22 protein-coding genes and 1 pseudogene are annotated in these 22,422 nt (G+C 65.9%); 9 read left to right on the plus strand and 14 right to left on the minus strand.

Features of this window, described 5'->3' with window-relative positions; genetic code table 11:
- Nucleotides 1-89 precede the first annotated feature (89 nt).
- The 3 genes from DPR14_RS19300 to DPR14_RS19310 are packed head-to-tail and all read right to left on the minus strand — an operon-like array spanning nucleotide 90 to nucleotide 3,064.
- Nucleotides 90-788: an ABC transporter ATP-binding protein gene (locus DPR14_RS19300; RefSeq protein WP_158046603.1), complete on the minus strand. Its 699-nt coding sequence runs from the start codon at nucleotides 786-788 to the stop codon at nucleotides 90-92.
- Nucleotides 785-2,035 carry an ABC transporter permease gene (locus DPR14_RS19305; RefSeq protein ID WP_158046604.1) on the minus strand — a complete coding sequence of 417 codons (1,251 nt, stop codon included), beginning with the start codon at nucleotides 2,033-2,035 and terminating at the stop codon, nucleotides 785-787. Before DPR14_RS19305 ends, DPR14_RS19300 begins: the two co-directional genes overlap by 4 nt.
- A 9-nt stretch (nucleotides 2,036-2,044) precedes the next feature.
- Entirely contained in the window at nucleotides 2,045-3,064 is a 1,020-nt protein-coding gene (locus DPR14_RS19310) for an efflux RND transporter periplasmic adaptor subunit (RefSeq protein WP_158046605.1), read from the minus strand.
- A gap of 99 nt (nucleotides 3,065-3,163) precedes the next feature.
- Between DPR14_RS19310 and DPR14_RS19315 the strand changes: the two genes are divergently transcribed.
- The 3 genes from DPR14_RS19315 (at nucleotide 3,164) to thiE (ending at nucleotide 5,334) form a co-directional block, all read left to right on the plus strand.
- On the plus strand, nucleotides 3,164-3,601 hold the full coding sequence (locus DPR14_RS19315) for a hypothetical protein (protein ID WP_158046606.1): 438 nt from the start codon (nucleotides 3,164-3,166) through the stop codon (nucleotides 3,599-3,601).
- Nucleotides 3,602-3,687: 86 nt separating this feature from the next.
- A complete protein-coding gene (locus tag DPR14_RS19320; protein ID WP_158046607.1) occupies nucleotides 3,688-4,617 on the plus strand; it encodes a class I fructose-bisphosphate aldolase in 930 nt (309 codons plus the stop codon).
- Between the two features lie 84 nt (nucleotides 4,618-4,701).
- Complete coding sequence (gene thiE, locus DPR14_RS19325) at nucleotides 4,702-5,334, plus strand: thiamine phosphate synthase (RefSeq protein ID WP_158046608.1); 633 nt, start codon at nucleotides 4,702-4,704, stop codon at nucleotides 5,332-5,334.
- Nucleotides 5,335-5,353: 19 nt separating this feature from the next.
- Here the strand turns inward: thiE and DPR14_RS19330 are convergent, their stop codons facing one another.
- Nucleotides 5,354-6,556, minus strand: coding sequence for an aspartate transaminase (locus tag DPR14_RS19330; protein ID WP_158046609.1), 1,203 nt, complete (start codon nucleotides 6,554-6,556; stop codon nucleotides 5,354-5,356).
- Between the two features lie 1,037 nt (nucleotides 6,557-7,593).
- On the opposite strand from DPR14_RS19330, the pseudogene uvrB reads away from it, so the two are divergent.
- Nucleotides 7,594-9,758 (plus strand): annotated as a pseudogene (gene uvrB, locus DPR14_RS19335) (excinuclease ABC subunit UvrB).
- A 115-nt stretch (nucleotides 9,759-9,873) separates the two neighbouring features.
- Nucleotides 9,874-10,476, plus strand: coding sequence for an ATP-dependent Clp protease proteolytic subunit (locus tag DPR14_RS19340; protein ID WP_211103826.1), 603 nt, complete (start codon nucleotides 9,874-9,876; stop codon nucleotides 10,474-10,476).
- 144 nt (nucleotides 10,477-10,620) lie between these two features.
- Here the strand turns inward: DPR14_RS19340 and DPR14_RS19345 are convergent, their stop codons facing one another.
- The 9 genes from DPR14_RS19345 to DPR14_RS19385 all read right to left on the minus strand — a co-directional run bounded on the left by DPR14_RS19345 (nucleotide 10,621) and on the right by DPR14_RS19385 (nucleotide 18,087).
- Nucleotides 10,621-11,043, minus strand: coding sequence for a type II toxin-antitoxin system VapC family toxin (locus tag DPR14_RS19345; protein WP_425500955.1), 423 nt, complete (start codon nucleotides 11,041-11,043; stop codon nucleotides 10,621-10,623).
- Entirely contained in the window at nucleotides 11,043-11,285 is a 243-nt protein-coding gene (locus DPR14_RS19350; RefSeq protein WP_158046611.1) for a type II toxin-antitoxin system Phd/YefM family antitoxin, read from the minus strand. The genes DPR14_RS19345 and DPR14_RS19350 overlap by 1 nt, the downstream gene beginning before the upstream one ends.
- 114 nt (nucleotides 11,286-11,399) lie before the next feature.
- Nucleotides 11,400-12,011, minus strand: coding sequence for a LysE family translocator (locus DPR14_RS19355; RefSeq protein WP_158046612.1), 612 nt, complete (start codon nucleotides 12,009-12,011; stop codon nucleotides 11,400-11,402).
- Between the two features lie 36 nt (nucleotides 12,012-12,047).
- Nucleotides 12,048-12,344 (minus strand): hypothetical protein, encoded by a 297-nt coding sequence (locus tag DPR14_RS19360; protein ID WP_158046613.1) that lies wholly within the window; start codon nucleotides 12,342-12,344, stop codon nucleotides 12,048-12,050.
- Between the two features lie 99 nt (nucleotides 12,345-12,443).
- Nucleotides 12,444-13,457: an agmatine deiminase gene (gene aguA / locus DPR14_RS19365; RefSeq protein ID WP_158046614.1), complete on the minus strand. Its 1,014-nt coding sequence runs from the start codon at nucleotides 13,455-13,457 to the stop codon at nucleotides 12,444-12,446.
- Nucleotides 13,458-13,890: 433 nt separating this feature from the next.
- Nucleotides 13,891-14,727: an ABC transporter permease subunit gene (locus DPR14_RS19370; RefSeq protein WP_158048235.1), complete on the minus strand. Its 837-nt coding sequence runs from the start codon at nucleotides 14,725-14,727 to the stop codon at nucleotides 13,891-13,893.
- On the minus strand, nucleotides 14,727-15,608 hold the full coding sequence (locus DPR14_RS19375; RefSeq protein ID WP_246149374.1) for an ABC transporter permease subunit: 882 nt from the start codon (nucleotides 15,606-15,608) through the stop codon (nucleotides 14,727-14,729). Before DPR14_RS19375 ends, DPR14_RS19370 begins: the two co-directional genes overlap by 1 nt.
- A gap of 136 nt (nucleotides 15,609-15,744) precedes the next feature.
- The gene (locus tag DPR14_RS19380) at nucleotides 15,745-16,890 is read right to left on the minus strand and encodes an ABC transporter ATP-binding protein (protein WP_158046615.1); all 1,146 of its coding nucleotides are present in this window, start codon (nucleotides 16,888-16,890) and stop codon (nucleotides 15,745-15,747) included.
- Nucleotides 16,891-16,986: 96 nt separating this feature from the next.
- Nucleotides 16,987-18,087: a polyamine ABC transporter substrate-binding protein gene (locus tag DPR14_RS19385; protein ID WP_158046616.1), complete on the minus strand. Its 1,101-nt coding sequence runs from the start codon at nucleotides 18,085-18,087 to the stop codon at nucleotides 16,987-16,989.
- A 387-nt stretch (nucleotides 18,088-18,474) separates the two neighbouring features.
- On the opposite strand from DPR14_RS19385, the gene DPR14_RS19390 reads away from it, so the two are divergent.
- Complete coding sequence (locus DPR14_RS19390; protein ID WP_158046617.1) at nucleotides 18,475-18,687, plus strand: hypothetical protein; 213 nt, start codon at nucleotides 18,475-18,477, stop codon at nucleotides 18,685-18,687.
- Nucleotides 18,684-19,163 carry a hypothetical protein gene (locus tag DPR14_RS19395; protein WP_158046618.1) on the plus strand — a complete coding sequence of 160 codons (480 nt, stop codon included), beginning with the start codon at nucleotides 18,684-18,686 and terminating at the stop codon, nucleotides 19,161-19,163. The genes DPR14_RS19390 and DPR14_RS19395 overlap by 4 nt, the downstream gene beginning before the upstream one ends.
- A 54-nt stretch (nucleotides 19,164-19,217) precedes the next feature.
- Here DPR14_RS19395 and DPR14_RS19400 read toward each other — a convergent pair whose 3' ends face one another.
- Nucleotides 19,218-20,561: a glutamine synthetase family protein gene (locus tag DPR14_RS19400; RefSeq protein WP_158046619.1), complete on the minus strand. Its 1,344-nt coding sequence runs from the start codon at nucleotides 20,559-20,561 to the stop codon at nucleotides 19,218-19,220.
- A gap of 198 nt (nucleotides 20,562-20,759) precedes the next feature.
- On the opposite strand from DPR14_RS19400, the gene DPR14_RS19405 reads away from it, so the two are divergent.
- Complete coding sequence (locus tag DPR14_RS19405) at nucleotides 20,760-21,083, plus strand: hypothetical protein (protein WP_158046620.1); 324 nt, start codon at nucleotides 20,760-20,762, stop codon at nucleotides 21,081-21,083.
- A 148-nt stretch (nucleotides 21,084-21,231) separates the two neighbouring features.
- Nucleotides 21,232-22,329, plus strand: a complete 1,098-nt coding sequence (locus DPR14_RS19410) for a TRAP transporter substrate-binding protein (protein WP_158046621.1) — start codon at nucleotides 21,232-21,234, stop codon at nucleotides 22,327-22,329.
- Nucleotides 22,330-22,422 lie beyond the last annotated feature (93 nt).

Below are 22,422 nucleotides of genomic sequence, written 5' to 3' on the forward strand. Positions count from 1 at the left end.
GGCATCTCCAATCGTCGCCTTTCATCTTTAGCGAGATGCTTGCCTGGTCCGCAGGTCGGATAGAGCGAAGCGGCACCCGACTTACAAGACTATGCAGAATTACGCGGCACCAGACGCCCGTCCACCAGATGGACACGCCGGCTGGTCTGCGCCGCAAGCCCCTCGTCGTGAGTCACCGTGATCACCGTCGTTCCCGTCTCGCGGGTCAGGCGGGCGAAGATGTCGAACACCGTCTGGGCGCTCTTCGTGTCCAGGTTGCCGGTCGGCTCGTCGGCCAGGATGATCCGGGGACGGTTGGCGAGCGCGCGGGCGATGGCGACCCGCTGGCGCTGACCGCCGGAAAGCTGCGAAGGCAGCTTGGAAGCCTGGTCGGCGAGGCCCAGGTCGCCCAGCAGACCTTCGGCGCGGCGCCGCAACTCGGCTTCCGGCGGGCCGCCCAGCTTGCGCATGGGAATCATCACGTTGCCCAGGACCGTGAATTCCGGCAGCAGGAAGTGGAACTGGAAGACGAAGCCCAATTTGGACAGGCGCAGCGCGGCCAGGTCGGCCGCGCCCGCTTCGGACGTATCGCGCCCTTCCAGGAGGATCGAGCCCGAGGTCGGCCGGTCGAGCAGCCCCAGCAGGTAGAGCAGCGACGACTTGCCGGAACCCGAGGGCCCGGTGATCGCGACGAACTCCCCCTCCCCGATGCTGAGGTCGATGCCTTCGACCAGCGTCACCGGGACCGGGCCCGGCAGCACGCGCCCGACGCCCCTCGCCTCGACCACAGCCCCCGTCGAAGCGTTCATGCCGCACCCCGGATGATGTCCACCGGGTTCGCCCCCGCCGCCCGGCGCGCCGGTAACCAGGCGGCCACTCCCGAAGCCGCCAGGGAGAACAGCCCGCCGATCCAATAGTGGGTCAGCGACCATTCCAGGAAGAAGCGGTCGTTCCGGACCATGCCGCCGACATCGAAGCGGATGCTGGCGAGCAGCGACGTCAGCCCGAAGCCGATCAGCCAGCCGAGCACCGCGCCGATGACGCCGATCATCAGTCCCTGCATCAGGAAGGTCCGGCGAATATCGGCCTCGGTCAGGCCGATGCTCTTCAGGATCGCGATGTCCCGCGACTTCTCGTACACGACGGTCGAGATGATATTGAAGATGCCGAAGGCGGCGACCACCATGATGGCGCCGACGGTGGAGTACATGATCGCGTTCTGGATCCTGAAGACGCCGAAGACCCCTTCGTTCGCCTCCTGCCAGCTTTCGGCCCGGTAGCCATAGAGCGCCTCGATCCGGGACGCCACCTCGCGCGCCTCGTCCACCCGGTCGAGGCGGACGCGGATCTGGTTGATCACGTTGGCCCTGGATTGCAGGATCTGGGACTTCTTCAGCAGGATATAGGCCTGCCCCTCGTCGAGGTTGACGATGCCGGTGCGGAACAGCCCGACCAGCTTGACCCGCAGGATCACGCCGGCCGGCGAGATCGCGTTCAGGCTGTCGCCCATCCCGGCACCCAGCTTGTCCGCCAGACCCACCCCCAGGACGATGCCGTTGGCGGCGCTGGACAGGTCGGCCAATCGGCCCTCGACCATATCCTGCTCCAGCTGGGTGACGCGGACCTCGCGCTCCGGCACGATGCCGATCAGGCTGGCGCTCTGGTCGGCGCTGCCGTAGCGCAGGATCACCTGCCCGCTGAGCGACGGCGCCACCGACAGTCCCGGCCATTCCGACAGGGCCGCCACGAGGGTGCCGGCTTTGCGAATGCCGCGGATCTCGTTCCGCGGCTTCAGCCCGTGCAGCACCACGGCGCCGCCGGGAAAGGCCGCGGAGACCGGTTGGACCGCCGGCTGGCGGAACTGGTCGCGCACGGTGATGTGGGGCGACGCATTGATAACGGTATCGACGAAATAGCTCTGGAAGCCCTGCATCAGCGCCGCCATGGCGATGAAGAACCCCACGCCCAGCGCCACGCCCATGACAGACACGATCGTCTGCCGCTTGCGGCCCAGGATATGGGTCAAAGCGAGATCGAGAAGGAGCGGGCGCGGCATGGCGGCACCTCAGGATCGCTGCTGCTTCGGCCGGACGGCCGAACCGTCGGCCAGCCCCTGCGGCGGGTCGAGCACGACGGTTTCTCCTTCCGCCAAGCCATCCCGGATCTCCACGACGCCCTGCCCGACCACGCCCATGACGACGGGCCGCCGCTCCGCGCGTCCGTCCCGCATCACGAAGACATGGCCGGCGGACAGGGCGGACTGGGGCACCAACAGGGCGGCGTCCTCCCGTCGCACCAAGATGTTGGTCTCCACCGTCATCCCGATCATCAGCGGCGTGTCCGGCGGCAGGGCGATCCTGACCCGATAGCTCTTGTTGACGGGATCGCCCTTCGGCGTGATGTCGGCGACGATGCCCTCCAGCACCCGGCCGGCGAAGGCGTCGGCCTTGATCAGGGCCGGCTGCCCCGAGGATATCTGGGGGATGTCTTCCTCGTCCACCTCGGCCTCGATTCGCAAGGGGGTGGGTTGGCCGATCCAGAAAAGGACGTCCTCGGGCCGGGCGATCTCGCCGATCTCGCCGTCGCGGCGCAGGACCATGCCGTCCATGGGCGCCCTCAGCCTGTGGTCCTCGACCCGCTGGCGAGCCGCGTTGAGGTTGGCGGCGGCTTGGTCGAGCTGGCTGCGGGCGCGCTCCTCCACCTGGGTCGTCGTCACGCCCCGCCGCGCCAGCTCGGAGACCCGGTCCAGCTCGGACCGCAGGAAGCGCAGTTCGGCTTCGAGCTGGGCGACCGCGGCCCGGTGCTCGCGGTCGTCCAGGCGCATCAGGATCTGGCCGGTCTTGACCGCGTCGCCCTCGAACGCCTCGACCGAGGCGATCCGGCCGGTGCCGAGCGGCTGGACCTTGGCCCAGGAGACCGGCTCCACCGTGCCGCTGGCATAGACCGCCTCGACCGCCGGTCCGCGGCCGACCGTCGCCGTCGCGACCGCGGGAACCCCGTAGAGATGCTGGAACAGACCCAGGGCGAGGATGGTGCAGGCCAGGAGGAAGGTGGTAATGAGGAAGCCGCGCCTGATCCTGTGCATCTATCCGCCGACATGGTCGTTCAAGCCTCGGGCATCCTCCTATATAGGAAGGGGAAGTGCCAACCCTCCCATTCTTGGGGCGAACCGGCGGGCAGCCTCTTGATCCTTTCTCCCGTGCCGTCCCTCTCCGTTCCCCCGGCCGTCCTCGTCCACGGCATCGACGGCCTGCGCGCCGCCCTGGCCGCCGCGGCAAGCCTCGGGCGCCCGCTTACTGTGGTGAGCTTCCCGGGGGCAGCCGGGTCCGCCGGGGCATCCTGGTTCCATGCCCTGGTGCGGGCGGGATCGGCGGAACATCCGGAGGTGCCGCTGACCGCGGTGCTTGACTGCGGCGAACAGCCCGGCCATGCGCTGGCGGCGCTGCGGGTGGGAGTCGGCCATCTGCTGCTGGCCGACTCGGTGCCGGCTTGGCCGCGCGTCCAGGCGATCGCGGAGGCCGCCGGGGCCACGCTGTACGGCTCGGCCGGCCCGGTCTTCGATCCGCGCTTCTTCCGCGATCCCATCCGGGAATGCCGCGAATGGCTCGCGGTAAACCCATAGGGCGAACCGACGCAGCGTTGCAAATGGTGCCCCGAACGGCTATGCAAAGCCGCATTTCCGACAGAAAACAAATCGGGACCTGGACCATGAAGATCACGCGCCGCGTCAAAGAGATCCTCGCCAATTACGAGAGCGACAATCCGGGAACCAAGGGCAACCTCGCCCGAATCCTGATGGAAGGCCGTCTCGGCGGTACCGGCAAGCTGATCATCCTGCCGGTGGACCAGGGCTTCGAGCATGGCCCGGCGCGCAGCTTCGCGCCCAATGCCGCCGGCTACGACCCGCACTACCACTACCAGATGGCGATCGATGCCGGCCTGAGCGCCTATGCGGCTCCGCTGGGGCCGCTGGAGGCCGGTGCCGACACCTTCGCAGGCGCCATCCCGACCATCCTGAAGATGAACAGCGCCAACAGCCTGTCGCGCCAGAAGGAAGCGGCGGACCAGGCGGTGACCGCCAGCGTCAAGGACGCGCTGCGGCTGGGCTGCACGGCCATCGGCTTCACGATTTATCCCGGCTCCGACGCCATGTACCAGCAGTACGAGGAGATCCGGGAACTGAGCGCCGAAGCCAAGAGCTACGGCATCCCGACGGTCCTGTGGTCCTATCCCCGCGGCGGCCCCATCACCAAGGACGGCGAGTTGGCGGTCGATGTGATCGCCTATGCCGCCCACATGGCGGCCCTGCTCGGCGCCCACATCATCAAGGTCAAGCTGCCGACCGATTATCTTGAGAACGTCGAGGCCAAGAAGGTCTACCAGGAGCGCCAGATCCCGATCGGCACCCTGCCCGAGCGGGTGCGCCACGTGATGCAGTCCTGCTTCAACGGCCGGCGCATCGTGGTGTTCTCGGGCGGCGCCCACAAGGGCGAGGACGCCATCTTCGAGGACGCGCGGGCGATCCGCGACGGCGGCGGCAACGGCTCGATCATCGGCCGCAACAGCTTCCAGCGGTCCCGCGAAGACGCGCTGGCGCTGCTCGACCGGTTGATGAAGATCTATCTCGGGAAGGAATAACTCCCGGGCTTTCCGCTCCTCCGGGCCGGGCACCTGTGCCCCGGGTCCGGGGGAGCGTTTTCATTTCTGGCGGAGTTTTCTTCCATGGCGGACTGCCGCCTCTATCTCTGCACGCCGCCGGCGCTCGACCCGGCCGTGTTCGCCGACCAGCTGGCGCAAGCCCTGGATGCCGGAGACGTCGCCTGCGTCCAGGTCAGGCTGAAGGACGTGGACGACGACACCGTGCGCCGCGCCGTCGACGCGCTGCGGCCGATCTCGCAATCGCGCGGCGTCGCCTTGATCCTGAACGACCGGCCGGACCTGGCGGCGGAGACGGGGTGCGACGGTGTGCATGTCGGCCAGAGCGACTGGCCCTATGCAAAGGCGCGGAAGGCCGTGGGAGCCGACGCGATCGTGGGCGTGACCTGCCACGACAGCCGGCACCTGGCGATGGAAGCGGCGGAGGCCGGCGCCGACTATGTCGCGTTCGGCGCGTTCTATCCGACAACGACCAAGCCGTCCCACTACCGGCCGGAGCCCGACCTGCTGCAATGGTGGTCGGAGATGATGGAAGTCCCCTGCGTGGCGATCGGCGGCATCACGCCCGGGAACTGTGCTCCGCTGGTCCAGGCCGGCGCCGACTTCATCTGTGTCGTCACGGCGGTGTGGAACCACCCGGAGGGTCCTGGCGCCGGGGTCAAGGCATTCAACGCGGCGATCGAGGCGGCGGCAGGCTGAGCCTGCCGCCGTATCATTCTCAGCGCAGCGCGGCGCAGGCGCGCTGGATGCGCTGGCAAGCCTCTTCCAGTTCGGCGGTCGAGGTCGCGTAGGAGATTCGGAAGAACGGCGCCAGGCCGAAGGCGGAGCCCTGGACCACCGCGACGCCTTCCGACTCCAGCAGGTACGTGACGAAGTCCTCGTCCGTCCCGATCACCTTGCCGTCCGGGGTCGTCTTGCCGATCGTGCCCTCGCACGAGGGATAGACGTAGAAGGCGCCTTCCGGCTTGTGGCACTTGATGCCGCTCGCCTGGTTGAGCATGGACACCACCAGGTCGCGGCGCTCCTTGAAGGCTTCCGCCCGCTCCTTGATGAAGTCCTGCGGGCCGTTCAGCGCCTCGACGGCGGCGGCCTGGCTGACCGAGGACGGATTGCTGGTGCTCTGGCTCTGGATCACGCCCATCGCCTTGATCAGCTCCTTCGGGCCGGCAGCGTAGCCGATGCGCCAGCCGGTCATGGCATAGGCCTTGGAGACGCCGTTGACCGTCAGGGTGCGGTCGTACAGCGACGGCTCGACCTGGGCCGGGGTCGTGAACTCGAACCCGTCATAGTTGAGGTGCTCGTACATGTCGTCGGTCATCACCCAGACATGGGGATGGCGGACCAGCACGTCGGTCAGCGCCTTCAGCTCGGCCCGGGTATAGGCGGCGCCTGTCGGGTTGTTGGGGCTGTTCAGGATCAGCCACTTGGTCTTCGGCGTGATCGCCTTCTCCAGGTCCTGGGGCTGGAGCTTGAAGCCCGTGTCCGCGGGGCATTCGACCGGAACGGGCACGCCGTCGGCCAGCAGCACCATGTCGGGATAGCTGACCCAGTAGGGCGCCGGGACGATCACCTCGTCGCCGGGGTTCAGCGTCGCCATCAGCGCGTTATACAGGACCTGCTTGCCGCCGGTGCCGACCGTCACCTGCTCGGGCGTGTAGTCAAGCCCGTTCTCGCGCTTGAACTTGGCGCAGATCGCCTTCTTCAGCGCCGGGGTGCCGTCCACCGGGGTGTACTTCGTGTCGCCCGAACGGATCGCCGCAATCGCGGCTTCCTTGATGTTGTCCGGGGTGTCGAAGTCGGGCTCGCCGGCGCCGAGGCCGATGATGTTGCGGCCGGCGGCCTTCAACTCACGGGCCTTCTGGGTGACGGCGATGGTCGGCGAGGGCTTGATGTTGCTCAAGCGGGTGGCGATGAACGGCATGGCATGGGATCCGGTGCGGATTTCGATCTGGGCGAAGTCTGTTGAATCTACGCGGCGGAGACCCTACGCCCGCAGCCTGCGGCACGCAAGCGGCACGGCCGGTGGAGACAAGGCATCCGGCCGCCCGCATCGCGCGCAGGAAAGCGCAGGGGTGTCGACCGGCGCTTGCCGTCTATGCTAAAGTAGCGGCCCTACTCCACTTTCGTTGATGGAGCCGTACGGCGGTGCACGCTATAGACCTCACCCAATTGCTGGTCTACAGCGCGTTCATCGTGCTGGGCATGGCCGTGCTGTACGCGTTCAGGCCACCGCCCCCGCCGAAGGTCAAGGGACAGCGGATCACGCTCCGCAGGATCATCGACAAACTGAACCATCCCAGCCTGCACGACGTCCGCATCATCGACAAGCAGGGCCGCATCGTCTGCATCGAGCACATCATCCGCTTGCCGGCGAGCATCGTGCTGATCGGGACGGTGGCCGCCTTCGCCAAGGGCGAGGTGACCGGCAGCGAGTTCTCCCGGACCTGGAAGATCTCCAACCGGGGCGGAACGACGACCTGCGTCAACCCGCTGCTGGAACTGCACCCCCTGAACCTCGCCTTCAAGCGCCGCTTCCCCCTGCTGCGGATACGCGGTCTCGTGGTGTTTCCCGACACCATCACTTTCCCGAACGGTGCGCCCAAAGGTGCGGTCTGCGCCTCCGACTTCGAGCGGTGGATCGAGGAGGTCATGAAGATGGACGGCACCGTCAGTTCCGCGACCGAACAGGCCTGGCCCGCGATCACCGCCATGGTGGCGTCGGCCAGGCCCGCATCGAGCAGGCGCGGGCCAAGGGCCTGCTGGGCGGGCAGGACGCGGGCACGGGCGGCGGCGGCAAGGCGAAGGGTGCCAAGAAGACCCTCGGCCCGATGCCCGCGCGCGCCGCGGCGGCATCCCGCGGACGCTGATGCCGGACGCGACCATTTGGTGAACGGATTCGCCCGAGGGGACTGGCAGCGGGTGTCCGCGTTGAATATCTTACCAGCCATGACAATGCCCATGCTGATGCCGAAAGCCGCCGCCCTGCCGAAGCTGGAGGGGGGCAAGCGGCTTGAAATCGTGTCCGATTACAAGCCCGCCGGCGACCAGCCGCGCGCGATCGGGGAACTGCTGAACGGTATCCAGCAGGGCGAGCGCGAGCAGGTGCTGCTGGGCGTCACCGGGTCGGGCAAGACCTTCACCATGGCCCACGTGATCCAGGAGATCCAGCGCCCCGCCCTGGTGCTGGCGCCGAACAAGACCCTGGCCGCCCAGCTCTACGGCGAGATGAAAAGCTTCTTCCCGAACAACGCGGTGGAGTATTTCGTCTCCTACTACGACTACTACACGCCGGAAGCCTACGTCCCGCGCACCGACACCTATATCGAGAAGGAAAGCTCGATCAACGAGCAGATCGAGCGGATGCGCCACGCGGCCACCCGGTCGCTGCTGGAGCGCGACGACGTGATCATCGTGGCGTCGGTGTCGTGCATCTATGGTATCGGCTCGGTCGAGACCTATTCCGAGATGACGCTGGGCCTCCAGACCGGGATGATGGTCAACCGGTCGGAGCTGCTGTCCCGCCTGATCGACCTGCAATACAAGCGCAACGACCTTGGTTTCGGCCGCGGAACGTTCCGGGTGCGGGGCGATACCGTCGAGCTGTTCCCCGCCCACATGGAGGACCGCGCCTGGCGGTTCTCGCTGTTCGGCGACGAGCTGGAGGGGATCTTCGAGATCGACCCGCTGACCGGCGAGAAGCTGATGGCGCTCCAGGCGGTCAAGATCTATCCCAACAGCCACTACGTGACGCCCAAGCCGACGCTGCACCAGGCGATCAAGCAGATCCAGCACGACCTGAAGGTCCGGCTGGCCGAGTTCGAGGCGGAGGGCAAGCTGCTGGAGCCCAGCGGCTGGAGCAGCGGACCCAGTTCGACATCGAGATGATGCTGGCGACCGGAAGCTGCGCCGGCATCGAGAACTATTCCCGCTACCTCTCCGGCCGCCAGCCGGGCGAGCCGCCGCCGACGCTGTTCGAGTACCTGCCGAAGAACGCGCTGCTGATCGTGGACGAGAGCCACGTGATGGTGCCGCAGGTCGGCGGCATGTACCGCGGCGACTTCATGCGGAAATCGACGCTGTCGGACTTCGGCTTCCGCCTGCCGTCCTGCAAGGACAACCGGCCGCTGAAGTTCGAGGAATGGGACGAGATGCGGCCGCAGAGCGTGTTCGTCTCGGCGACTCCCGGCCCGTGGGAGATGGAGCGGACCGGTGGCGTCTTCGTCGAGCAGGTCGTCCGCCCGACCGGCCTGACCGACCCGCCGGTGATCATCCGCCCGACCGAGACCCAGGTGGACGACCTGATCGCCGAGTGCAAGGACTGCGCGGCCAAGGGCCAGCGCGTGCTGGTCACCACCCTGACCAAGAAGATGGCCGAGGCGCTGACCGAATACATGCACGAGGCCGGCATCAAGGTCCGCTACATCCATTCCGACGTGGAGACGCTGGAGCGGATCGAGATCATCCGCGACCTGCGGCTGGGCGCCTACGACGTGCTGATCGGCATCAACCTGCTGCGCGAGGGCCTGGACATTCCGGAATGCGGGCTGGTGGCGATCCTGGACGCCGACAAGGAAGGCTATCTGCGCTCCCGCACCTCGCTGATCCAGACCATCGGCCGGGCGGCGCGGAACGTGGACGGAAGGGCGATCCTGTACGCCGACCGGATGACCAACAGCCTCCAGGCCGCGATCGAGGAGACCAACCGGCGCCGGGAGAAGCAGAAGGCCTACAACGAGGCCAACGGCATCACGCCGGAGTCGGTCCGCAAGCAGATCTCCGACATCATGGAGAGCGTCTACGAGCGCGGCGACCGGGTGACGGTGAAGACCGGCGACGCCGACCGCAACAACATGATCGGCCACAACCTCAAGTCCTACATGGCCGACCTGGAACGCCGCATGAAGACCGCCGCCGCCGACCTGGAGTTCGAGGAAGCGGCCCGCCTGCGCGACGAGCTCCGCCGGCTGGAGGCCATGGACCTGGGGATCGACGGCGGCGACGCCCCCGCGATCGGCCTGGGCACCAACCGCGCCGTTCCCGACGGAAGCGGCCGGGCCGCACCCGCGCGCGGCGCCGCCGACGGGCGCGGCAAGCCGAGGGGGCGGCGGCGCAAGGGGCCGTGATAGGCCGAACCGCCAACCGGTGCCGGTTGAACCCGCCGGCAAATCCGGCTATGCAAGTCATGCGAACGAAATTCGCCGTGCGCCTCTGCGCGGTGTGAGGTCCGAGGAGAATTTGATGTTTTGGGTCATGGACGAAGAGCCGAAGGAAGAGACGCCCAAGCCGACCCCGGCACCGTTCAGCACGGTTCTTCAAAACCTGTTCAAGTCGCGCACGGTCATGATCTTCGGCGAGATCAACCAGAAGGTCGCCGAAAGCACCTGCGCCCAGCTTCTGGCATTGGCGGTGGAGAATGACGATCCGATCCGGATCATCATCAACTCGCCGGGCGGCCACGTGGAGTCGGGCGACAGCATCCATGACATGGTCCGGTTCATCACCCCGCAGGTGAAGATGATCGGCACCGGCTGGGTCGCCAGCGCCGGCGCGCATATCTATCTGGCCGCGAAGAAGGAAAACCGGCTCTGCCTGCCGAACACCCGCTTCCTGATCCACCAGCCGCTGGGCGGCGCCGGCGGCCGGGCGACGGACATCGCGATCGAGGCGAAGGAGATCATCAAGATGCGCCGCCGCATCAACGAGATCATCGCCCGCGAGACCGGCCAGCCGCTGGAGCGGGTCGAGAAGGACACCGACCGGAACTACTGGATGTCTGCCGAAGAGGCGAAGGACTACGGCATCGTCAGCCGGATCGTCCAGGGTGCCCAGGAAGTCGAGTGACGAGCGGAACCGGCGCTTCGAACAGGATTATGGGATGAAGATGCGGGCCTCGGCCCGCATTTTTTGTAAGTTCCCGTTCTTCACGTTCAAAACGCCGAGTGTGACAACTTCGCCGGTTAAATTGAGGCCTGGGTCGATCACTGTCTACAGCTTCAGCGTATTCACGCCCAACGCTATCCCACCGTCGGCGAGCCGGTGATCCAAGGTGCATAGGATGGCTCCCTCGTCTCCGGCGATCGCAAGGTGCAGCGCGTCGCCTGATCGCAGGCCTAACGCATATTGATCGGCAAAGCGGGCGGCGGTGCGGAAATGGCTGGCAGTCACCGGAAGCAGGGTGAAGGATTCGGCACTGAGACGAGTAAAGAACGCCAACGCCGTGGCACGGAGTTCAACTGAGAGCTGCCCCGTGCGGACCTTGATCGACAAGGCGGACGAGAACTCGGTCATTACCCAGTTACTGATTAACAGACCCTCCGGGGCCTGTTTGCTGAGCCAGATCTGTACCCGCTCGGTGGCGGCTTCGTTGGTGAGCGCGGCAACCAGCAGCGACGTGTCGAGATAGTGCATCAATAACGGTCGTCATCACGCATCTTGCGGACAAACTCACCGGCGTTTTCCGTCTGGATCGGCATGGCCTGCGTCAGAACCCGGAGCTCACCAAGGTCAACGGATTTGCGAGGGGTGCGTATGGCGGTCAACCGTGCCACCGGCTTGCCCCTACGGGTAATGCACACCGCCTCCCCGGAATCTGCCTGTGCCACAAGTTCGCTAAGGCGGGCTTTGGCATCGGCGAGATTGACCGTGTTCATAGCGGTGCTTCCTGACCAGTTCATGGGTCAGATATAGCAGTCCTGGATGTGCAAGACAATTCGCCTCGGCTCCGCCAAATGCCGGGACTGAACATCCAGTGCGCAGACACAGCATCACCGATCCGCCAGCGCAAGCTTGGCCCCCAGCGCCGCGAAGGCGCCGGCGAAGGTACGGCGCATCCAGACCAGCACCCGCGGCCGCGAGATCACGTGGTTCCGGATCGACGCGGCAAACACGCCATAGCCGACGAAGACGGCGAAGGTCAGCAGCATGAAGACGGCGCTCAGTTCGAGCATGCGCGGGAGCGGATGCGGCTCGGTCGCGCTGACGAACTGCGGCAGGAACGCCAGGAAGAAGATCGACAGTTTCGGGTTGAGGATGTTGACCAGGACGGCGGAGACGATCACCTGGGCCGCCGACCGGGGGGTTACGTCCTTGTCGACGCTGAGCGCGCCCTGTTCCCTCAACGTGTTCCAGGCCATGTAGAGCAGGTAGGCCACGCCCAGGTACTTGAGGATCTGGAACGCCAGCGCGCTGGCATGAAGCAGCGCCGCCAAGCCCATGATCGCGGCGGCCATGTGCGGGATGATGCCCAGGGTGCAGCCGAAGGCCGCGATCAGGCTCGCCCGAAACCCGCGCGAAAGACCCGCCGCCAGGGTGAACAGGACTCCGGTACCGGGCGACGCGACGACGATCAGCGACATTACCAGGAAGTCGATGCCCATGACAGTCTCCAGGGGGTGGTCTCCAGAGAATGAAGCCTAAGCCCGGATGTCCACCAGGCTCCCGCGCCCCTTCGCCGCCCCTCCCCCGGAGGTTCGCGACGAGATGGCCTGGGCCGTCGTATCGACGGCCTGGCCGGTTTCGGTCGAACTCGTCGCGCGGCGCGGCGCCTCCGCCTTGTAGACCGGGGCGGGCGCCTGGACCGTCTGGGTCCGCGTGACGGTCGCGGTCTGTATGGCCGCCGCCATGGCCGGGTTGACCGTATAGGCCGCCGAAGCCGCATTATACGGCTTGGAGACGATCGGTGGCTGTACCGGCGGTATGTTGACGTTCATGACCCGCACCTTGAGGCTGGTTGAGGGGTGCCGAGCGGTCGAGTTACCTTATGATGGCACAACTTTACCGCCGAGTCACGAGGCTTCCCATAATATACCTCAGCCGGCCGGCTGCTGCTGGGTGATGCAGTGGATGCCGCCTCCGCCCTTGACGATGTCCAGGGCCAGCACCTGGAGCACCTCCCGGTCCGGAAACACCTTGCGCAGCGTGCGGAACGCCTCGTCGTCGGCGGCGTCCTCGTAGGCCGGCATCACGATGCCGCCGTTGGCGATGTAGAAGTTGGTGTAGGACAGGGTCAGGCGGACGCCGTTGTGGTCGCGACGGTGCGGCTGGCGGAGCGGCACCACCTCGATCTCGCGGCCATGGGCGTCGCGGGCGGCCTTCAGGCGGTCCAGGTTGTCCTGGAAAATCTTGAAGTTGGGATCGCCGGTGTCGTCGGTGGTCAGCGCCAGGACCACGCCGGGCCGGGCGAAGCAGGCGATCTCGTCGATGTGGCCGTCGGTCTCGTCCTGCTCGTAGCCGCGGCCGAGCCAGATCACTTGGCGGACACCGAGATAGTCCTTCAGGTGCTGCTCGATCTCCGCCTTGCCCAGGTTGGGATTGCGGTTGGGGTTGAGCAGGCATTCCTCGGTCGTGATCAGGGTGCCCTCCCCGTCCACATGGAACGAGCCGCCCTCCAGGATCAGCGGCGCCTGGTAGCGCGGCAGTCCGAGATGCTCCAGCATGCGCTTCGCCAAGTCGGCATCGACCTGATGGTCCGGATAGTTGTTGCCCCAGGCGTTGAAGCCCCAATCGACGCCGGCGACCCGGCCGGCGTCGTCGACGACGAAGGAAGGCCCGGTGTCCCTGATCCAGCTGTCGCTGATCGGCATGGGCAGCACCTCGATTCCCGGACCGCAGGCCAGGGACACCTCGGCCACGTCGGCCTGGTTGCAGATCATGGCGACGGGCTCGAACTGTGCGATGCTCTGGGCGACCTCGGCATAGGCGGCACAGGCGGCGTCGATGCCACCGGCGAAGGTCTCGGGGCGGCAGGGCCACGCCATCCAGCAGCGGCTGTGGCGCTCCCATTCCGCCGGCATGCGGAAACCGTCTGCGGCTGGAGTGGACATGGTCTGATACCCCTTCAATGAATACGCCCCGGTGACACTAACCACCGGGGCGCGATCTTGGCAACCTCCCGGAACGGGAGCAAACCCGGCCGGGATAATCGAAAATTTTTCTTTGAAAAAAGAAACGAGGCCGAAGCGCTCTAATCGCGGCGCCTGGTCGGAAGGTGCTGGGCCGGGAACCACTCGGACGATGTGGCCGGACGTTGGAAGCGGTTCTGGGCGGCGGGGCCAAGACGGAGCAGGCCAAGGAACACGAGGAAATTCACGATACGCCTCTTCAGCAGTTTCACCTGATGAAGAAGATATTTCCCGGCCTGGAGAAAGACAACCCTCTGTCCCTTCGCGCCGGGGCCGCCATGCGCGGCACGCATGAGACGAATGCAGCGCCGCGCATGAAGGTTAATTCCGGACAGGCGAAGAAAAGCGGAAAAACTCAGGCGCTCGACGATGCCGCCATCTGTTCGTCCAATTTCCTGATTCTTTCCTGGCGGGCCATGAAAACTCCGGCGACGATGATTCCGGTCGTCACCAGGGCGACGATGATCGTCGCCAGGGCGTTGATCTCCGGTGTCACGCCGAGCCGCACGCTGGAGAAGATCACCATCGGCAGCGTGGTCGAGGCCGGGCCGGACACGAAGCTGGCGATCACGAGGTCGTCCAGGGACAGGGTGAAGGCCAGCAGCCAGCCCGACACGATGGCCGGCGAGATGATCGGCAGGGTGATGACGAAGAAGATCTTGGCCGGCCGGGCGCCCAAGTCCATCGCAGCCTCCTCGATCGATTCATCCAGGCTGATCAGCCTCGACTGCACGATGACCGCGACGAAGGCCATGGTGAAGGTGATGTGGGCGATGGTGATGGTGGTCATGCCGCGCCCCTCGGGCCAGCCGATGAACTGTTCCAGCGAGACGAACAGCAGCAGCAGCGACAGGCCGGTGATCACCTCCGGCATGACCAGGGGCGCGGTGATCATGCCGCCGAACAGGGTGCGGCCGCGGAACCGGCCGAAGCGTGCCATCGCCATGCCGGCCAGCGTGCCGAGCACGACCGAGAAGGTGGCGCTGAGCGCCGCGATGCGCAGCGACAGCCAAGCCGCGGCGAGCATCTGCTGATTGTTCAGCAGCCCCGCGTACCATTTGGTGGACCAGCCGCCCCACACGGTGACCAGACGGCTCTCGTTGAAGGAATAGATGATCAGCAGGATTATCGGCACGTAGAGGAACGCATAGCCGAACGCCATCATGGTGAGCACGAAGCTGGAGCGTCGCATCATTGTCTTGCCGCCTCCTGCTGCTTGCCTTGGTAATACTGGAACAGCATGATCGGGACCACGAGGAACAGCAGCAGCGCGATCGCCACCGCCGAGGCGACCGGCCAGTCGCGGTTGGCGAAGAACTCGTTCCACAGCACGGCGCCGATCATCAGCGTGTTGGGGCCGCCCAGCAGCGACGGGATCACGAACTCGCCGACCGCAGGGATGAAGACCAGCAGCGAGCCCGCGACGATTCCGGGCACCGAGAGCGGCAGCGTGACGCTGAGGAACGCCGTGAAGGGCTTGGCGCCCAGGTCGGCCGCTGCCTCCAGCAGGGTGTCGTCCAGCTTCTCCAGGGTCGCGTAGAGCGGCAGGATCATGAACGGCAGGTAGGAATAGACGATGCCGATATAGATCGACGTGTCGGTGTAGAGGATCTGGAGCGGCGCGTCGATCACCCCCAGCCAGAGCAGGAAATTGTTGAGCAGCCCTTCCTGCTTCAGGATGCCGATCCAGGCATAGACCCGGATCAGGAACGATGTCCAGAACGGCAGGATGATCAGCATCAGCAGCGGCCCGCGCCAGGCCTGCGGCGCCTTGGCGATGCCGTAGGCCATGGGATAGCCCAGCAGCAGGCACAGCACGGTCGAGACGAAGGCTATCTTCAGCGAGTTCAGATAGGCCACCGCGTACAGGCTGTCGGTCAGCAGGAACAGGTAGCTGCCGAAATTCAGCCGTATGGTCAGGTACGTCTCCTCCGCCCAGTCGACCAGGGCGGTATAGGGCGGGATCGCGATCGCGGCTTCGGAGAAGCTGATCTTCAGCACGATCGCGAACGGGATCAGGAAGAACAGCAGCAGCCAGACATACGGGACCGCGATGACCAGCCCCCGTCCCATCAGGCCCAGCCGGCGCAGCAGGTCCAGCAACAGGCGGACGGGGAGGAACTGGCCGAGGTCGAAGCCCGGCGACGGCGCGTCCTTGCTCATGCGGTCTCCCAGCGGAACGAAACCCTGCCTGCTCATCGGAAGCCCCTCATTGGGTCAGCACGACGCCCGCGAAGGGCTGCCAGGTGACGTACACGCGGTCCTCCCAGGTGATCGGCATCTCGGTCAGCCGGCTGAAGTTCGGCTGGGTGACGCGGACCATCTTACCGGACTCCAGTTCGATCAGATAGATCGACAGATTGCCCAGGTAGGCTATCTCCCGCACCGTCCCGCGGGCCACGTTGCGGGTGCTGCCCGCCGCCGGCGGCTCCTTGGACAGCGCCATCTTCTCCGGCCGGACGGCGACCGACACCGGCGTGCCCAGCGGAACGGGGACGCCGTGGTTGATATAGAGGTCGCAGCCGGCCTCCTCCGACTGGATCAGCACATGGTCGGGCTCGTCCTCCAGGATGCGGCCGGCGAACATGTTGACCGAGCCGACGAACTCGGCCACGTGTTTCGAGTTGGGATACTCGTAGACTTCCGCCGGCGTGCCGACCTGGGCGATCCAGCCGCTGTTCATCACGGCGATCCTGGACGACATGGTCATGGCTTCCTCCTGGTCGTGGGTCACGATCACGAAGGTGATGCCGACCTGCTCCTGGATGTTGACCAGCTCGAACTGGGTCTGCTCGCGCAGGCGCCGGTCAAGCGCCCCCAGCGGCTCGTCCAGCAGCAGCAGCTTGGGGCGCTTGACGAGGCTCCGGGCCAGCGCCACGCGCTGCCGCTGGCCGCCGGAAAGCTGGTGCGGCCTGCGCTTGGCGAAGCGGCCGAGTTGGACAAGGTCCAGCACTTCGGCGACGCGCTGCCTGATCTGGTCGCGCGGCACGCGATCCTGCTTGAGGCCGAAGGCAATGTTCTGCTCGACCGTCATGTGGGGGAACAGGGCGTAACTCTGGAACATCATGTTGACCGGGCGGGCGTACGGCGGGATGTTCGACATGTCGACGCCGTCGATGAAGATCTTGCCTGAGGTCGGCATCTCGAAGCCGGCCAGCATGCGCAGGAGCGTGGTCTTGCCGCTGCCCGATCCGCCCAGCAGCGAGAACAGTTCCCCCCGGTAGATCGACAGCGAGACGTCGTCCACGGCCGTGAAGTCGCCGAACTTCTTCGTGACCTTCTCGATCCTCACATAGGGCTGTTCCTTGGGATCCTGCCAGGGTTCCAGCTTTATCTTGCGGTTGGGCTGAGCCATTTCCGGGTTCTCCCTGCGATCACGGCATCCGGCAAACAGAAACCCCGGCCGTCGCGACCGGCCGGGGCTTGGGTTCCTTTGGACGGCGATACCCGCTTACTGGCCGGTCTTGACCCGGGTCCAGGAACGGGTGCGCAGCCGTTCGGCCGCCGGCGGCACGGCCGACACGGTGAACATGTTCTGCTTCGCCTCCTCCGACGGGAAGACCGCCGGGTTGGTCTTGACCGCCTCGTCCACCTGCTCCAGCGACGCCGGGACGGCGTTGGCGTAGTTGGTGAAATTGGTGATGCCGGCCATCACTTCGGGCTTGAGGATGAAGTTGATGAACTTGTGGGCCGCATCGGCGTTGGGCGAATCGGCCGTCACCGTCATCATGTCGAACCAGAGCTGCACGCCCTCCTTCGGCACGACATAGTCGACGGTCACGCCGGCGTTGGCCTCGGCGGCGCGGGCCTGGGCCTGGATCACGTCGCCCGAATAGGCAAGCGCCACGCAGGCGTCGCCGGCCGCGAGGTTGTTGATGTTCTGCCCCGTGACGAAGTTCTTCACATAGGGGCGGATCTTCATCAACGTCTCCTCCGCCTTCTTCAGGTCTTCCGGCTTCTCCGAGTTGGGATCGAGGCCGAGATAGTGAAGCACGGTCGGGAAGGTGTCGGTCGCCGAATCGAGGATCGTGATCCCGCACGGGGCGATCTTCTTGGCGACTTCCGGATCGAAGATCAGGTCGAAGCTGTCGAGCGGCGCATCGGGCATCAGGGCCTTGATCTTCTCGGCGTTGATGCCGATCCCGATGGTGCCCCACTGGTAGATGACGCCGTACTGGTTGCCGGGGTCGGACCGTTCGACCTGCTTCATCAGCACGGGGTCGAGGTTCTTCAGGTTGGGAATCTTCGACTTGTCGAGCTTCTGCAGCGCCCCGGCCTGGATCAGCCGGCTCATGGTCGGCTCGGCGGTGGGCACCACGAGATCGTAGCCGGACCGGCCGACCAGCAGCTTCTGCTCCAGGATCTCCAGGTTGTCGTAGATGTCGTAATTGTACGAGATACCGGTTTCCGCCTTGAAATCCTCAAGGGTCGTCTCGCCGATATAGTCGTTCCAGTTGTAGATATTGACCGTCTGTGCCGACGCCAGACCCGGCGCCGCGACGGCGACGGCGGCAACGGCGCCGATCAGGCTGCTTACGATCCTCTGCTTCATCCCGCTGAACCCCGACCTTCTAGGAAATTTCATCACTCCGGCCAAGCGGACGCGCACCCATTTACGCCGACCGGTTTGGGCATCGCCGCGTCGGCGGTTATTGCACTCATGGGCAGGGGGGTTGTCAACGCCGCAACGCGACATTCGCATGGAAGTTTCGGCGGCTCGGACGAAGACGACATGGTGCAGGCGGAGGCAGCTTGACGCAGCCCGGAGCAGATTCTTTGAATTTATTTGATCATGCGCGAAAAAGGGGTAAATTCATACCGCCATAGCTCCTTGGAGGATCGCGCGGCAGCCCGGCTCGGATTTCTTCCGAGGACGGTAAGCATGCCCCGCCGGCTTCCCACAACGCGAGCACCACGCCATCCTGTCAGAGGCCATCCCATGCCCAACCTTGCCGTCATAGCTGACGATCCGGAAGAGTTCCGGCAATCGATCGAGCGCATGAACAACTCTGACTATCAGCGTAGCGCCGTCAGCTTCAATCACGGACTTCGAACCGCGCGGGAGTTGGAGGATCTGGTATGCCAGGAGCCTTTCGTACCGACTAACCTGGATGCCGTCGCCGGCCTCTTGAAGGAATCGAATGACGAATGAGCAAAGGCGTTCTGGAAGGCGAGGTACTTTCTCATCGCACACGTGAGAAATTGCTTGAGGCTTACGCACGCTCCTTGATCAATGCATGCAGGACAGTCCGTCTCGAGTTCAGCCTCGTATCCTATTCCGAGCGGGAGCTGAGGCTCGCGCTCGATGAAGCCGATATCGACTTGACCGCGTTATTCCGGCGCAGGCAACCGGCCGACGGCCTGTCTCCCGGCAAGATCGCGGGCATCATCGCCTTCAGGCTCGGCCGGTTCAAGATCGTGCATGTGGCCGAGCAGGGCCAGGGCCATGCCCTGATCCACCTGATCCAGGATCTTGCGGCGAACTACGCCGTTCAGTCCGTGCTCCTTCGCGCGGACATTCCCGACCGGAAAGTCCTCGAAACCGCCTACCAGATGTCGAGGCGCCACGCCAATCAAGAGACGCTCGGCATCGTTTTCGACGCGATAGCGCCGGACAAGGCGGCCTGACACCGTTGAAAGGCGGCGCGCCTGCGGGAGTGCCGCACCGCCCTCCCCAAAGCATCACACGTTCAGCAGCAAGTTCTCCCGCTCCCAGGAGCTGATCACCCGCTGATAGGCGTCGTACTCCGCCTGCTTGACATGGGTGACGGCGGCGACGAAGCGTTCGCCGAAGATCTCGCGGAGCGGCTTGCAGGCGTTGAACTTGGTGATGGCGTCGGACTGATGCCGCGGCAGGGTATAGGCCAGGCGGTGGGCGCTGCCCTTGACCGGGTCGGTCGGCTCCAGCGTCTGGATCATGCCGATATAGCCGCAGGCGAGCGAGGCGGCGAGCGCCAGGTAGGGGTTGGCGTCGGCCCCGGCGACGCGGTTCTCGACGCGTCGGGACTCCGGCGGGGAGACGGGGACGCGGAACCCGGTGGTGCGGTTGTCGCGGCCCCAGTGCACGTTGATCGGGGCGTCCGATCCGGCGATCAGGCGCCGGTACGAATTGACGTTGGGGGCGAGCAGCGGCATGGCCGACGGCAGGAACTTCTGGAGCCCGGCGATGTGGCTGAGGAACAGCGGCGTATCCTCCCCGTCGGCGTTGGAGAAGAGATTTTCCCCCGTGTTCTTGTCGACCACGCTCTGGTGGACGTGCATGGCGCTGCCCGGCTCGCCTTGCATCGGCTTCGCCATGAACGTGGCATAGACGTTGTGCCGGATCGCGGTCTCCCGAACCGTCCGCTTGAACAGGAATACCTGGTCGGCCAGTTCCAGCGCGTCGCCGTGGTTGAAGTTGATCTCGATCTGCGCGGCGCCGGCCTCGTGGGTCAGGGTGTCGATGTCGATTCGCTGCGCCTCGCAGTAGTCGTAGACGTCCTCGAAGATCGGGTCGAACTCATTGACCGCATCGATGCCGTAAGCCTGCCGGCCGCTCTCGGTCCGGCCCGACCGGCCGACCGGCGGAACCAGCGGATAATCCGGGTCCTTGTTGATCTGGACCAGGAAGAACTCCAACTCGGGAGCCACGATCGGCTGCCAGCCGCGCTCGTCGTACAACTCCAGAACCCGCTTAAGCACCCAGCGCGGCGAGATGTCCACCGGGCTGCCATCGGCATAGTCGCAGTCGCTGATCACCTGGGCGGTCGCCTCGGTGTACCAGGGCACCATGCGGATCGTGTTCTCGTCGGGACGCATGTAGATGTCGGAATTGGCCGGGCTGGTGACGTCCTCGTCATCCGGGTATTCGCCGGTCACCGTCTGGATGAAGATCGCCTCCGGCATGCGCAAGCCCCGCTCGCGCAGAATGCGGAGGAACTTCTCGGCCGGCAGGATCTTGCCGCGCGCGATCCCGGACATGTCCGGTACGAGACACTCGACCTCGGTGATCTGGCGGCCCTGGATGAAGTCGCTGAGGAGGTTCATACATCTGACGGCGCGGGCGCATCCCCGGCCGGCTCCGCGTTGTTGCGCCTGACACCGGACATTATGGGTCGATGGCGCGGCACGCGCCAGGGGGGCCGTTGCGGGTTGGGCAAAATTCGCTTGGCCAAACCCGATTTGGTGCTTGCGCCGGGAGCGACATGGCTTTAGCGCATGGGCCGTACGAATGAGGGATCTTTCATGCGCATAGCGTTCCTGGCCTTGCCGTTTTTCCTGTCCGGCTGCGGACTCGTCGGGATGGTCGCCAGCGGTGTCGCCGACGGCACCAAGTTCGTCATCAACCGGGTCGAGAACGACCCGCAGGTGCAGGAGGCCCGGCGGCAGCAGGGCTATGCCCCGGCGCGGGGCCAGGACCTGAGGGCGACGGAAGCTGCCCCGGCCCAACCCTATCCCGACCAGACCTACCAGGCGCAGCCACCCTATCCGTCGGGCGGGGCGACGGCGGCGCCCGCCCCCTTGTCCGCCCCGGTAACCCCCGTGACGCGCGGCGAACCGCTGAACTGAGGATGGCACCTCGGCCGGGGTATCGCCGGCCAAGGTATCCCCGGCCAAGGTATCCCCGGCCAAGGTATCCCCGATTGTGCACCGGGATCGAAGGAGGCACTATGCGGCCCCCAAGGGTGCCGAACAGGCTTCCACCAAGAGAGGCGACATGAAAAGACGTCAATTCCTCACCACGGGCGCGGTCGGTGGCGCCGCAGCACTGGGTGCCGCCGCAAGCTTTCCGGCTCCCGCCATTTCCCAAGGCCGCCAGCAGTGGACGATGGTCACGTCCTGGCCCAAGAACGCGCCCGGCGTCGGCGTCAACGCCCAGCGCGCCGCCGACATGATCTCGGCGCTCAGCGGCGGCCGTCTCACGGTCAAGCTCTATGCCGCCGGCGAACTGGTTCCGCCGTTCGAAGCGTTCGACGCCGTCGCCAGCGGCACCGCGGACATGCTGCACGCCACGCCCTACTACTGGCAGGGCAAGAACCCGGTGTTCCACTGGTTCACCGGAGTTCCCTTCGGCCTGACGGCCGCCGAGTTCAGCGGCTGGATCTACTACGGCGGCGGCCAGCAGCTTTGGGACGAAGCCTATGCGCCGTTCGGGGTCAAGCCGTTCTACGCCGGCAACAGCGGCGTGCAGGCGGGCGGCTGGTTCGTGCGCGAGGTCACCGGCCTGGCCGACCTGCGCGGCCGGAAGTTCCGGATCGCCGGCCTGGGCGGCGCCGTGATGCAGAAGATGGGCGTCAACGTCGTCCTGACGCCGCCGGGCGAGATCTTCGCGGCCCTGCAGTCCGGCGCGGTCGATGCGGCGGAGTGGGTCGGCCCCTGGAACGACCTGGCGTTCGGCCTGTACCAGATCGCCAAGTTCTACTACCTGCCCGCCTTCCACGAAGCCGGGCCGGCGCTGGAGATCAGCGTCAACAAGCAGAAATACGACGCCCTGCCCAAGGACCTCCAGCAGATCGTCGCGGCCGCCGCCCAGGCGACGGCGACCACCACGCTGGCCGACTTCACCTACCACAACGCCGTGTCGCTGGAGCCGCTGGTCCGCGATCACGGCGTCCAGCTCCGCGAATGGCCGGAAGAGGTGGCGGTGGAGATGGGCCGGGCGACCCGAGAGGTCATGGCCGAGATCTCCGGCTCCAACGACATGACCCGGAAGGTCCACGCCTCCTTCTCCACCGCCCTGGAGAAATCCCGCGTCTGGGCCCGGTGGAGCGACCTGGCCTATCTGACCCTCCGCGAGAAGGCGCTCAGCGCCTGAGCCGTCCTCGGACGGGGGCCGCGCTGATAGGGCGCGGTCCTCGACTCGGGGGCCGGGGTAGACACGCGGCAGCCCGCCACCCATAAAGTCTCC

The organism is Skermanella pratensis, assembly GCF_008843145.1.
GTDB lineage: Bacteria > Pseudomonadota > Alphaproteobacteria > Azospirillales > Azospirillaceae > Skermanella > Skermanella pratensis.